The sequence below is a fragment of the Microbacterium mangrovi genome (genome assembly GCF_000802305.1).
GTDB classification, from domain to species: Bacteria; Actinomycetota; Actinomycetes; order Actinomycetales; family Microbacteriaceae; genus Microbacterium; species Microbacterium mangrovi.
This window is the reverse complement of record NZ_JTDK01000006.1, coordinates 863186-875654: the sequence shown is the minus strand read 5'-3', so window position 1 is coordinate 875654 and position 12469 is coordinate 863186. Positions and strand designations below refer to the sequence as shown.

10 protein-coding genes are annotated in these 12469 nt (G+C 63.9%); 2 read left to right on the top strand and 8 right to left on the bottom strand.

Annotation, left to right across the window (positions count from 1 at the left end; all coding sequences use genetic code 11):
- Positions 1 to 52: 52 nt before the first annotated feature.
- Positions 53 to 1402, top strand: a complete 1350-nt coding sequence (locus tag LK09_RS21110) for an enoyl-CoA hydratase-related protein (RefSeq protein WP_082008118.1) — start codon at positions 53 to 55, stop codon at positions 1400 to 1402.
- Positions 1403 to 1454: 52 nt separating this feature from the next.
- On the opposite strand, the gene LK09_RS07945 is transcribed toward LK09_RS21110, so the two are convergent.
- From LK09_RS07945 to LK09_RS20665, 6 genes are all read right to left on the bottom strand, one after another.
- Positions 1455 to 2270, bottom strand: coding sequence for an SDR family NAD(P)-dependent oxidoreductase (locus tag LK09_RS07945; RefSeq protein WP_052226523.1), 816 nt, complete (start codon positions 2268 to 2270; stop codon positions 1455 to 1457).
- A gap of 110 nt (positions 2271 to 2380) precedes the next feature.
- A complete protein-coding gene (locus tag LK09_RS07940) occupies positions 2381 to 3190 on the bottom strand; it encodes an ABC transporter ATP-binding protein (RefSeq protein WP_082008117.1) in 810 nt (269 codons plus the stop codon).
- The gene (locus LK09_RS07935; protein WP_039397686.1) at positions 3187 to 4176 is read right to left on the bottom strand and encodes an ABC transporter ATP-binding protein; all 990 of its coding nucleotides are present in this window, start codon (positions 4174 to 4176) and stop codon (positions 3187 to 3189) included. Before LK09_RS07935 ends, LK09_RS07940 begins: the two co-directional genes overlap by 4 nt.
- On the bottom strand, positions 4173 to 5033 hold the full coding sequence (locus tag LK09_RS07930) for an ABC transporter permease (RefSeq protein ID WP_039397684.1): 861 nt from the start codon (positions 5031 to 5033) through the stop codon (positions 4173 to 4175). Before LK09_RS07930 ends, LK09_RS07935 begins: the two co-directional genes overlap by 4 nt.
- The gene (locus LK09_RS07925) at positions 5030 to 6010 is read right to left on the bottom strand and encodes an ABC transporter permease (RefSeq protein WP_197060990.1); all 981 of its coding nucleotides are present in this window, start codon (positions 6008 to 6010) and stop codon (positions 5030 to 5032) included. Before LK09_RS07925 ends, LK09_RS07930 begins: the two co-directional genes overlap by 4 nt.
- A complete protein-coding gene (locus tag LK09_RS20665) occupies positions 5971 to 7581 on the bottom strand; it encodes an ABC transporter substrate-binding protein (protein WP_052226522.1) in 1611 nt (536 codons plus the stop codon). The genes LK09_RS07925 and LK09_RS20665 overlap by 40 nt, the downstream gene beginning before the upstream one ends.
- A 322-nt stretch (positions 7582 to 7903) precedes the next feature.
- On the opposite strand from LK09_RS20665, the gene panB reads away from it, so the two are divergent.
- On the top strand, positions 7904 to 8824 hold the full coding sequence (panB, locus tag LK09_RS07910) for a 3-methyl-2-oxobutanoate hydroxymethyltransferase (RefSeq protein WP_082008115.1): 921 nt from the start codon (positions 7904 to 7906) through the stop codon (positions 8822 to 8824).
- Here panB and LK09_RS20660 read toward each other — a convergent pair.
- On the bottom strand, positions 8821 to 9882 hold the full coding sequence (locus LK09_RS20660; protein WP_052226521.1) for an amidohydrolase family protein: 1062 nt from the start codon (positions 9880 to 9882) through the stop codon (positions 8821 to 8823). The genes panB and LK09_RS20660 overlap by 4 nt on opposite strands.
- A gap of 15 nt (positions 9883 to 9897) precedes the next feature.
- Positions 9898 to 12297, bottom strand: coding sequence for a glycoside hydrolase family 3 N-terminal domain-containing protein (locus tag LK09_RS07900; protein WP_039397676.1), 2400 nt, complete (start codon positions 12295 to 12297; stop codon positions 9898 to 9900).
- Positions 12298 to 12469: the final 172 nt, after the last annotated feature.

The following is a 12469-nucleotide window of genomic DNA, read 5'->3' as shown; positions in this document are numbered from 1 at the left end:
CCGAAAAGTACCCAATCGGGTGACACTGCGAAGCGTCACGAGGAGATCCAAGATGCTCGATGAAGAGCGACAGCACGTTCACCTCACGTCGAGTGACGGCGTCGGAACGATTACGCTCGATCGGCCAGAGCGAAGGAACGCGCTCACCGAGGAGATGGTGGACCATCTCGCGGAGGCAGTGGAGCAACTTGCGGCGGACGACAGCATCGGCTGCGTGGTGCTCGCGTCCGTTGGCGACGCATTCTGCGCAGGCGGCGACGTCAAGGACTTCAGCGATCGCGGGGGAGAAGGCGGCTCGGGCGGCGTCGTCGATGTTGACGCAGTCCGGCGGCAACAGCGGCGCCAACGTCAGATCGTCGGTGGACTACGAGCGATGAGCAAGCCTGTGATCGCCTCTCTTCGTGGTGCGGCAGCCGGCGCCGGCATCGGCCTGGCGCTGGCGGCGGATCTCAGAATAGGGACACCCAACACGATGATGGCGTCAGCCTTCGTCGGGGTCGGCCTGCCCGGTGATTTTGGTACCTCGTGGCAGCTTCAGCGGCTACTGGGTCGAGGTCGAGCCGCGGAGATCATGCTGCTGGGCGAGCGCGTCCATGCCGATGCACTGCTTCGCCTCGGTCTGTTGAATCGCGTCGTCCGAGACGGGGATCTCGACCACCACGTCACCGCAATGGCACGGAAACTGGCAAGCGGGCCCCGGACGGCGATCGCCTATGCGAAGGCGAATCTGGAAACTGCGGAGTCTGCAGACCTCCTTGAGGCGATGGATCGAGAAGTCGAGCGGCACAAAGAGTGTGGCGCTGGCGCCGAACACCGGGCAGCCGTCAGCGCGTACCTGACCCAGCGCGGACTGAGCGCGCGCGCAAATCTGAAGCCGTTTCCGACTAGCCGTCAACACCACGACCAAAGGAGTGAACCCATGACGACAACCACCCGGTTCGAGGATCTGCCCAGCACGGTGGGCTCGATCATTGAAGGGGAGCCTTTCCGCCTGTCAGCCGAGGACAGCAGTGCATTCGAGCGTGCCACCTGGCTCGACCGGGCATACCCGAAAGGCGATGTCGACGAGTTTCCGGACGACATCGTCGAGGGCTTCTTCCTCCTGAGCATGCTTGACGCGACGCTCCGCTTCGCTTCGGGCATGGACGACAGCAGCATGTGGGGGTTGAACTATGGGCTGGACAAGGTGCGGTTCATCGCGCAAGTTCATCACGGCGACACGATCATCCCCACGTTCGAGACGCTCGAGGTCGTGCCGAAGGACGAGGGATTCAAGATCCTCCGCCGCTGCATCTTCCGTGTCGCCGGACAGGACACGCCGGCCATGATCGCTGACTGGTGGGGGTATGCGCTCCCCTTGGGAACGGTCGAGAAGGGTCGCGAAGCGCCCGGGGTGGCGTGATGATCATGAGAGCGGGGGCGCGGGTGTCCGGCGGGCACCCGCGCCCCCGCTCTCATGAGTTGATCAACGATGCAAGAAATGCGTCGGCCCGGTCAGCCGCGGCCTGGTAGGCGGCGGCCTGAGCCCGGAGAGCTTGCGTCGCCCCTTCGCCCACGGGGACGCGGAATGGTGCATCGGGTCGGCTGGCGACCGCGACGATTGCGTCGACGCACGCTGTCGCGTCTGCGCTGAGTCCGTGGTGCCAGGCGAGCCACTCATCGAGGTGACGCCAAGCCGCACCGTATCTGCCCTCGTCTGTGCGCGCGACCGCCATCGGCGCTTTCGTCGCCATCTCGGTCCGAAAGGACGCCGGCTCCACCAGGGTGACTCGTACACGTTGCGTCTCGAGCTCCGCACGTAGGGCTTCCGTCGCGCCTTCCAGTCCCCACTTCGACGCGTGATACGCAGAGAACATGGCGAAGGCCGTGAAAGCTGAGACGCTCGAGATCTGGATGACCGCGCCCTCTGCAGCCCGGAGGGCTGGAAGACAGGCGCGCACGAGGGCCATCGCACCCACGATGTTGACGTCCAGGTTGCGACGGTACTCATCGGGCGTGAGCTCCTCCACCGGGCCGAGCATGGCGATCCCGGCGTTGTTGATGAGCGCATCGAGACGACCCCATCGCTCCATGACCGTGGTACCGATCATTTCCACGTCTTCGGCGCTCGTGACGTCGACGTTGACAACATCGAACGCCGCGTCGGGTATCGGCGAACGTGCGGTCCCGAGAACGTCCCATCCGGATGAATGCAGACGATCCGCTGTCATCCGGCCAAGGCCGGATGACACGCCCGTGATCAGGGCCGTACGCCGGTTGTGAGTAGTCATGTCGCCTCCTCGAAGCGTGGAATGTGATGTGTGACGCGGTTGGCATTGCGACGCCTTCCCGTGCCGAGTGAGCTTTCCGGCCCCGCCTCAACCGCAGTACGGTGGACGCACTATGCGGACCGGGGTGGCGACGGCCTCCAGCCCGGCCTCGGAACGCTGGCCTTGAGAAGTCTTGTGTACTCATGTTCGGGGCGGTCGAGAACGTCGGCACATGACCCTCGCTCGACGATGACGCCCGCCTTCATGACGATGACGTCATCGGCGATTTGGCGGATGACGCCGAGGTCATGAGAGACGAAGACGAATGTCATCCCGAGCGACTGCCGTATGTCGGCGAGGCAATTAAGTACCTGAGCCTGCACGGACACATCCAGCGCGGACACGGACTCGTCGAGGACGAGAACCTCTGGCTCCACGGCAAGGGCTCGGGCGATCGCGAGGCGCTGCCGTTGTCCGCCTGAAAGGTCGCTCGGTGTGCGTTCGAGCAGCGCAGGGGTCAATCCGACTTGGTCGCCGAGTTCGGCGATGCGGCTGTCCCGTTGTGCACGGTCGAGGCGATAGTGCATGGCGAGCACTTCGCGGATGCATGCGGTGCCGGTCTGCCGACGATCCAGAGAGGTGTAAGGATCCTGGAAGACCATCTGAACTCGCCGTGCCCACTGCCGGCGCTCGGTGGCGGAGCGAGATGCCGTGGTGCGGTCGTTCCCACACACCTCGATCGAGCCGCTTGTCGCAGTCTCAAGTCCGACGATGATGCGTGCGAGCGTCGTCTTGCCTGACCCGGATTCACCGACGATCCCAAGCGATCCGCCCTTCGACACAGCGAACGTCGCACCCTGAACGGCGACATGTTCGCGCCGGCCACGTCCGTGCCGCATATGGAACACCTTCCGGACATCTCTCGCCGTGACCACATTCATGACGCCGTCCCCCTGAGGTGCGCGCGCGGAATCTCGTGTACCCGGATGCATCTCACGTCCCCCGCGTCGGCCTCTTCGAGCGGCGGCAACGATGTTCGGCACTCATCGGTCGCATAAGGGCAGCGTGGAGCGAATGCGCACGCGTCCGCTGACTCGCTGGCCGATAGCGGAACGCCGGGGATCGCCGGCAAGCGCGCCGCTCGAAAGTCCACCGAAGGTCGAGCTTCGAAGAGCGCACGCGAGTACGGGTGCTGCGCTGCACTCTCAAAGTTCTTCGCTGCCCGCGCTTCGACAATTCGCCCCGCATACATCACGAATACGCGGTCGCAGAGGCCGGCCGCCAGATCCAGGTCATGCGTGATGAAGAGGAGGCCGAGTCCGCGTTCCCGGCGGAGGTCGTCCAGTAGCCCCACGACCTCGGCTTGGGTTGTCACGTCGAGTGCGGTGGTTGGCTCGTCGGCAAGGAGGAGTCGCGAGTTGGCAAGCAGGCTGGAGCAGATCATCACCCGCTGGAGCATGCCGCCCGAGAATTCATGCGGATACTGGGCCATGCGCTCTTCGGCACGCGTGATACCGACGGCTGCCATGGCCGCGATTGCGCGCCGGGTCGCCTCTTGCTTTGAGAGGCCGAAGCTCCCGCGGAGACCCTCCGTGAGGAATGCCCCGATGGTCCGCACGGGATTGATCGCCGCTCGAGGATCCTGAAAGATCATCGAGACGTCGCTGCGCCTGTACGAACGCAGCTCCCGAACGCCCATCGAAAGGACATCTCGCCCCTCGAACTCGATGGTCCCGTCCGCGGTGACGTTTCGACCATGAAGTCGCATGATCGATCGGGCCGTCATCGACTTGCCGGAGCCGGACTCGCCGACCAGTCCAACAGCCTCGCCCCGGGCGATCGACAGGGAGACGTCCTGAATGATCGGGAGAGTCGCGCCCTGCGTCGACGCCGTCACACTGAGGGACCTGATGTCAAGAAGCGTCATCGATTCTTCCCTGAAGCCTGCTCAGCGAGCGACTCGCCGAGGATGTTGACGGCGATCACGGTGATGACTATGAACGCACCGGCAGCGATCGTCTGCCACGGGGCTCCCTGCAGGATCCCGTTCTGTCCCTGCGCGACCATGCTGCCCCAGTCGGCGAACGGTGGCTGGATTCCCAGACCGAGGAACGAGATCGCCGCCAGATCAACCATCGCGTACCCGTATGTGAGCGTCGCAATTGCAGCGAGAAAGCCTGTGATGTTTGGAATCAGGTGCCGGGTGCTGATGGTCGTGCCGCGGAACCCTTGGATGTATAGCGCGTCAACATAGGGGAGTGAGCGCTCAGCGAGCGTAGAGCTCCGTATCAGGCGCGCGGAGTACGGAATGTTGGCGATCGAGATCGCGACGATTGGTGCCCACATCCCCGGACCCACGAAAGCCGCGACAAGAATGGCGAGCAGGATGCCGGGGAATGCGAGCGCGATGTCGATCATCACGCCGATGGTGGAGTCGTATTTTCCCCTTATCCACGCCGCGCTGACGGCGACCACACCACCGATCACGGTGGCTGCGACGGTCACAACCAGTGGTGCGAAGAGGCTGATCCGCGATCCGTAGAGTACGCGAGAGAAAACATCTCGGCCGAGCTCATCCGTGCCGAACAGGTGTTGCAGAGAGGGAGGTGAGTTCGTTGCCATCAGGTCAGTCTCGTTCGGGCCGTACGGGGCCAGCAGAGGTCCGAAGACGGCCAGGAGCACGAGAACAATGAGAATGAGGGTCGCCACCTTGGCCGATGTCGGGCGGCGGCTCACCTTGGCGAACTGAAGTCGGATCAGTGAGGTGACGGGAATCGTGCTCATCGCGTCGCTGCCTTTCGAATCCTCGGGTCGAGGAGCGGGTAGAGAAGGTCGACGATGGTGTTGACGATCACGAAGCCAGCGACGAGCACGAGGGTCACGATCTGTACGACAGCGAAATCCTTCTCGTCGACGGCCTTGATCAGAAGGGATCCCAATCCGTTGACGGCAAACACCTGCTCGACAACGACGGACCCGGCGATGAGGCCCGCGATGGTGATTCCCACGCTCGTCGCGATCGGCACCAACGAGTTCCTGAGGATGTGCGAACCGATGACGCTACGACGCGGTAGACCACGACTAACCGCGGTTTGAACGTGGTCGCGGTTCTTCTCCTCGTTGAACGATGCGCGGGAGATTCGACCTACGTACCCGATGGATGCCAGCGCAAGAGCCACGGCCGGCAGGGTCAGGTGATACAGGCGATCCACGAAGCCACCGCCTGCACCGAAACTCGGAAACCATCCGAGACTCACCGCGAACACGAAAAGCAGAATCGACGATGCGAGGAACGCCGGAACCGCGGCGAGCCCGCTCATTGCCATGACGGAGATGCGGTCGCTGGCTCCGCCACGGAGTGCAGCGAAAAGGCCGATCCCGACGCCCAGGACGATGATGAGCATGCCTGAATACCCGACGAGCATCGCGGTCGTCACCAGTCGCGGTTCGATCAGCGCAACGACCGGCTCTCGCGAAACAAGTGATATCCCGAAATCGCCGGTGAACAAGCCCTGCAACCACGCGAAGTATCGCTGCAGGAATGGTTCATTGAGATGGTAGATCCGGACGATCTCCGCTTGGTCGGCTTTCGAGAGAATGCGACCCCCGGTGATGGCGCCCATCGCTCCTCCCGGGGCCAGGTACAGCGCGCCGTAGACCACAAAGCTGCATACCAGCATCGTGATGACGAGCCGAACCAGGCGGAGAGCGATGATCCGAATCAACGTGCGCCCACCGTTGCGGCCCAGGGATAATACCACTGCGAGAGCGAGCTGACGGGCACGCCTGTGATCCGCTTTCCGAGGAACACTCGGGCATCCAGCGAATACAGCGAGATCGAGTACACGTTCTTATCCACGACCTCTTCTGCCTTGACCGTGGCCGTCGCCCTCTTCGCGTCGTCGGTCGATGCGATCGCTTCCTGCAGATAGTTCGTCCACTCCGAGTTCTTGATGCCCGTGTAGTTGTATGGAGAACCCGGAATGGCCTGGTAGTAGATCTCGAGCGGGTCCGGTGTGTCGACCGTCACGGTACTCATGAATGCGTTCAGCCCAGCCCGGGCGGTCGGGTCATAGAAGAGGTTGGTGTACTCGCTGGCGGGGAAGGACTTGACCTGAATGTCCAGCCCCACACTCTTCGCCGATGCCTGGATCGACGTGGCAACACTGACGACGGATTGGTCATCAGTGCTCACCGCGATCACGATCGGCTGGGTGGGGGCCCCCGCTTCCTTCACCAGTTGGCGGGCCTTCGTGAGGTCCTGCGATGCGCCGCCCGACGCCTTGTAGCCGGCTGCCCAGATGGCCTTGGAGTATCCCCATGTCGGTTCCGGTGCCGCCGTCTTGGTCGGCGCGGCGTATCCACCCAGTAGCCCCCTGGTGATCCCCTGGTAGTCGACCAGTGCTCGAAGCGCCTCGCGGATCTTCGGATTTGAGAGAGGCCCGGTGGTCAGGTCGTTGAACTGCATGCCGACCACCTCAGTTCCCTTGTTCAGGTAGAGGTTGCCGGCCTTCGCATTCACAAGCGGCTTCAACGAAGACACGTTCATGCTCCAAGCGCCATCGACTTCGCCCGTCAGCAGGGCGCTGTTCAGAGCAGAGGGGTCGGGGATGAAGGAGAAGGTGAATGTCTTTGCCCTGGGTTCCAACGCTTTGTCCCAATAGTGAGCGTTCGCCTTGAGCGTGATGCTCTGGCCCTTGTCCCATGACTCCAGTGCGTAGGGCCCCGTGCACATCACACCACCGGCCGCGGTGCCGTAGCTCGAGCCCTTCTGCTCGATGTACTTCTTCTCGCCGACATAGCCGGCGGGAGTCGTCATGACCGATGCGAATAGCGCGTCGGGACTCTTCAGCCTCGCCGTCACCTCGTGGCGGCCAGTGGCCGCGATCGAGGCGACGTTCTGGTACCACAGTCCCCAGTACGACGGGGGTGACGCTTTGAGATTCCTGTTCAGGCTGAACGCGACGTCGTCTGCGGTCAGCGGACTCCCGTCAGTGAAGGTCACTCCGTCGCGGATGGTGTAGACGTAGGTCGTGTCATTCGGTGAGGAGACTTTGGTTGCGAGGCCGGGTGTCGTAGAACCGTCTGGGTTCTGTCTCATCAGCCCTTCGCAGAGGTTTGCTTCGATGAGATTCGACGGGCCATAGTCCCAGTCGTAGATCCAGTCCAGACTCGTCGGCTCCGACCCGGCGACGCCCCAATTGACGGAGTTGATGTCGCCCGATGGTTTCGGGGTCGTCGAGACGTACTGTGACTTGTCCGCCGCAGATTGCGCGCCATCCTTGGATGTGCATCCGGCAAGGACGAGCGGAAGCATGGTCGTGACGACCATCAGGGTCACAATCCTCTTCTTCATGCTGTTGTGCTCCTCTCCAGTGAGGTGTCGGGTATCAGAGTCTGCGGCGTCCACGAGTCAGAGAGGCTAGACGGTCGCGGTGAAGCGTTTGGCAGCACCGCCGTTCGCTCGTCGCTCACCACGGCTTCATCGTTGAGCAGCTTCGGCGTCCGTCGGGACACGTCACGCCGCGCCAGTTGTATAACTAGTGTTGTGTAACCAGTAACATATGCTGCGGGGCGGTGTGGCGCAATCCCCGCCGCGATGAATGTCGTGAGAATCGATTGCCCACGCGGATGGTGCGGCTCCTTGGGGTAACATGCGTTACACAACAACAGACGCCGTCGCTCCCGGTGTCGGAAGGTTTCAAGTGCGCTCCACGGTCTCCCTGTCCTTGCTTGCGGAACTGAAGACGCAGGGGAAGCCCATCGTCATGGTGACCGCATACGACTACGCAACGGCGCGCGTCGCCGATCGCGCGGGCGTCGACATGGTCCTTGTTGGCGACTCCGCTGCGCAGGTCGTTCTCGGCCGCCGGTCCACCGTCGACATCACCGTCGACGAGATGCTGATTCTGGCGGCCGCTGCTCGCCGCGGAGTGGAGTCTGCATTCCTCGTCGGGGACCTTCCGTTCGGATCCACAGAGATGTCCGATGGGCAGGCGGTCGCGACGGCGACGCGCTTTGTCAAGGAGGCGGGTGTGGACGCCGTAAAGCTCGAGGGTGGATGGCCGGAGCGGCTCAGTCGCATCCGCGCGATCGTCGGGGCCGGGATTCCTGTCATCGGGCATGTCGGGCTGACCCCGCAGACCGCCGTCGCTCTCGGTGGGATGCGCGCGCAGGGACGGAGCCCGGAGGCAGCGGCGCGACTTGCGCGAGAGGCGATCGCGGTCCAGGCGGCGGGCGCAAGTGCGCTGGTCATCGAAGCAGTGCCCCGCGCAGTTGTCGATGTTCTCCTTCCTGCGATGTGTATCCCCGTCATCGGAATCGGCGCTGGCGCAGCCGACGGGCAGGTGCTCGTCATGCACGACCTCCTGGGAATCACCGAGGGTGTGATGCCGCGGTTCGTCAAGACATATGCCGAGGTCGGGACGGCAATGGTCCGTGGCGTTGAAGCGTATGCGGCTGACGTCCGCTCCGGCACCTTCCCTCAGAAGGAAAACGATTACAGCGCGAGTGCGGGCGCTGTAGCCGCGGCCCATGACGTGCTGGCCGTGCAGTTGCTCCCGGGGCGGGCCTAGAGTCCGTATACGCGAATCGCGTTCTCCGAGGCCACCTTGCGAAAGACGTCGCGAGTCGTGCTTTCCCATGCCACGGTGAGCAGTTCGCGCGCGATGCATTTACCGGCCAAGCCGCCGAGCTTTGCCATCGCAGCCTGCATCGCGCGTGCCATCTCCGCGTCGAACGCGATCTCCTCCGTTTCTGTGAGAGTCGGGCGCGTCGCCGTCTGAGGCGCGCTCTGCGGCGGCGTTCCCTTCCCGTCAGTGCAACTGCAGTCACTGCCGAACATGAGCTTGTCTTGATGTCGATCGAGGAAGCCGACGGTGAACTCAGGATCTCGTGTGAGCTGGAGAAGAGCCGATGGTGCGCCGAGGTCGCCATACATGTTGGGGTAGTCCCCGAGAAGCCGGTCCGAGAGACCTCCCGCCGGCACCGGGCCGGTCAAGTAGGTTCCGCCGTCCGTGTACCGAGCGTCGATCCCACCCCAGAAGTCCGGCGCGTGACAGATGAATCTGGTCTCGGGGTACTTGCTCAGCATCGACGCGATGCGGCTGAATCCCTTGATCCCGTAGTCCGGTTGGCCCGGCACCGCTGCTTCTTGAAAATGCATCATGACCGGGACATCGAGCTCCGCAGCGAGCGCGTAGACCCGCTGCAGCTCGGGGCCGTCGACCGCGACAGCGCCTGTCGTCTCCGCGAAACCACGCCAGCCCCGACGCTGCTGAGCGGTCAAGACGCTGCGAATAGCCTGGCGTGAGCGGACGGAGATGACTTTGGTCATGTCGAAGGCGTCGCGGTCAGGGTCGTCCGCGAGCGCCGGGAGATCGGAGAGGTATGGTCCCCGAGCCCACCCGGCGACCCGTCCAGGCGCGGACATGGTCAGGCGTGCGAAATCCTCCTGGAAGTCACCGATCGCCAGAACGAGGGCACTCGTGACGCCGGCGCCGTCAAGGTGGTCGATCAGTGAACGGCCATCGGGCCGCTCATGGAGATGGCAATCGATCACGATTTCACCTCGCCAGGGAGTCGACCCATCGTGGACGCGCGGGGTCTCGATCGTCGTGTGCTGTTCCGTCATTTTGAGGCTCCTGATTCAGCGGACCGTCACGTCGGAGAAGAACTTTCGCTCGGCGCTGGTGAGGGGCCGGGGGGCACCCTCAACGCGGAAGGCGCCTGCGATGGCCTTGTCGTCGGAGTCGAGGCCGATGAACCAATCGACGTCCGAAGGCTCGATCACGAATTCACGCGCCAGGTTGGTGTACGCCAGCTGTTCGGCATGGATCTCGAACGTGATCTGCTTCGACTCGCCCGGGGCTAGCTCGACGCGCGCGAAGCCCGCCAGTTGCTGCGCCGGGCGGCTCACGCCCGACGTGTTGGCGCGCAGGTAGATCTGCGGCGTCACGACGCCGGAGCGGCGCCCCGTGTTCGTGGCGAGAGCGTGGATCTGAACTGACCCATGCGTGTCCATGGACTTTTCGCTCTGTACAGACGTCAGTGTGAAGTCAGTGAAGCTGAGCCCGTACCCGAACGGCAGCAGCGGCGAGGCATCCATGTCGAGGTAGAGATGCTCGACCCCGGGGGGCAGGGGATTGCGGTGGCCGCTTCCGGCAACCTTGTGGTGGTACACGGGAATCTGTCCGGTGTGGCGCGGGATGCTGTACGGCAGCTTGCCGCTGGGATTGACCGCTCCGAAGATCACGTCTGCAACAGCCTTTGGTCCGAACGGGCCCCCGTACGTCGAGATCAAGAGCGCATCTGCGCCGAGGACGGAGTCAGGGAGTGTGTAGGCCCGCCCCTGGACCATTACGACGACCATCGGAGTACCCGTCGCCGCCACCGCGTCCGCGAGCCGCACCTGCGCGGCAGGTAGCGCGATGTCCGCAGAGTCGCTTCCCTCGCCCTCAGTGCGCTCGCCGTTGAACCACAGGCTTGCGCCGCCGAGCGCGAGCACAACGACGTCCGCTTCGGCCGCGGCATTCACGGCCTGGTCGAACTCATCGCTGTCCAGGTCGTCGGTGAGGGTGCTGCCGGCCGCGCACACGGTGCTCGAGGCGAATCGCGATACCTCCTCGAACAGCGCACGAGCGTGCAGCGTCGACCGAACGTAGTCGGCCGCCCCGACGGCGGGAAGCAGGCTCTCGTTCCATCGGGCCATGCCGGGGTCGGCGCCCACCATGTTTCCGAGGGCGCCCGAAGACATCGCCGTCATCATCTCCCGGAAAGCCGGGTACGTGTACGTCGGGAACTGAAGTCCGACGGCGTCGGCGTGGGGACCGACGACAGCGATCCGCAGGCGATCGGAGTCGAGGGGAAGGAGGCCGTCGTTCTTCGCGAGCACCACTGACCGCCGTGCGAGCTCCTGCGACAGGCCCCGACCTTCTTCGGCGACCTCGGCGACGTCGATCCGTTCGGCAGGGTAGGGGTTTTCGAACAGACCAACACGGAATTTCGCGGTCAGGATCCGCCGCACAGCGGTGTCGACGAGCTCGACAGCGACGTTGCCGTGTTCGACTTCGCTCACGAGCGTGTCGCCGTATCCGAAGGGGGTGGGAAACTCAGTGTCCAGGCCGGCCGTGATCGCGAGTCGGCCCGCTTCGGCAGGGGTGGTTGCAACCCGCTGGCGGTCCACCATCTGCTCGATGGTCATGTAATCCGAGGAGACGAACCCGTCGAAGCCCAGCGTGCCACGGAGAAGATCAGTCAGGATCTCGCGAGACGCGGCGACCGGGACGCGGTCCACATCCGCGTACCCGTTCATTACCGAAGCGAGGCCGGCATCTTGGATGGCAGCCTCGAACGGGAAGGCAAACACATCGCGCAGCCGTCGAGCACCCGTCTCCGCGCCCGACAGGTTCACGCCACTCTCCGCCAGGCCGTAGGCGAGGAAGTGCTTGGCAGTCGCGATGATGCCGTCGCGCAAATTCTTGCTTTGCAGCCCCCGCGTATACGCCACCGACATGGCCGCGCTGAGGTAGGGGTCTTCTCCATATGTCTCATGGACCCGGCCCCACCGCGGGTCGAGCGCGACATCCATCACGGGCGCCAGCGCCTGGCGGAAGCCGGCACGCCGCATCTGCTGACGAATGATGTCGGCCATCGCCTCCACGAGTTCCGGGCTCCACGTCGCCGCGAGTCCGATCCCCGTCGGAAACACCATGTGCTGCCCGGCGAGAAAGCCGTTGAGCGCTTCGGCATGGATGAGGAGCGGAATGCCCAGACGGGTTCCCTCGATCACACGCCGCTGCATGAGCCCGACCAGGCGGACGAGTTCTGCCGGGTCATCGATCCCGAAGTTCGAAACGTGTCCGGGGGACGACTTGAGAGTCTCGGCCAGTGCTTCCGGCTCCGACCCGTCGGGATTGACGAGGGCCCAGGGAGCCACCGACACGAGCTGGTGGCACTTCTCCTGCAGCGTCATGGCGTGAAGAAGATGGTCCACTCGCGCCTCGACGGGCAGGCTCGTGTTCAGGTGCGCGTGTGCCAGGTCAGACATGTGACTCCCGTGCTTATCGATCGCTCATCCATCATCGGAAATTGCCTGCCGCGGTCGCCAGGCATGAGCCCTACAGGTCTACCCAAGCCCAACCGGAGCGCGAAGGTACGTGCGCAATAATCGTCGGACGCAGACTCTGCCGCGGTGGTGAGCGATGCCCGTGGCGAGCCCG

Bases quoted from the DNA above. Each gene is read 5' to 3' on its own strand.
- LK09_RS21110 (WP_082008118.1), top strand. From the start codon at position 53: ATGCTCGATGAAGAGCGACAGCACGTTCACCTCACGTCGAGTGACGGC.
- LK09_RS07945 (WP_052226523.1), bottom strand. From the start codon at position 2,270: ATGACTACTCACAACCGGCGTACGGCCCTGATCACGGGCGTGTCATCC.
- LK09_RS07940 (WP_082008117.1), bottom strand. From the start codon at position 3,190: ATGAATGTGGTCACGGCGAGAGATGTCCGGAAGGTGTTCCATATGCGG.
- LK09_RS07935 (WP_039397686.1), bottom strand. From the start codon at position 4,176: ATGACGCTTCTTGACATCAGGTCCCTCAGTGTGACGGCGTCGACGCAG.
- LK09_RS07930 (WP_039397684.1), bottom strand. From the start codon at position 5,033: ATGAGCACGATTCCCGTCACCTCACTGATCCGACTTCAGTTCGCCAAG.
- LK09_RS20665 (WP_052226522.1), bottom strand. From the start codon at position 7,581: ATGGTCGTCACGACCATGCTTCCGCTCGTCCTTGCCGGATGCACATCC.
- panB (WP_082008115.1), top strand. From the start codon at position 7,904: ATGCGTTACACAACAACAGACGCCGTCGCTCCCGGTGTCGGAAGGTTT.
- LK09_RS20660 (WP_052226521.1), bottom strand. From the start codon at position 9,882: ATGACGGAACAGCACACGACGATCGAGACCCCGCGCGTCCACGATGGG.
- LK09_RS07900 (WP_039397676.1), bottom strand. From the start codon at position 12,297: ATGTCTGACCTGGCACACGCGCACCTGAACACGAGCCTGCCCGTCGAG.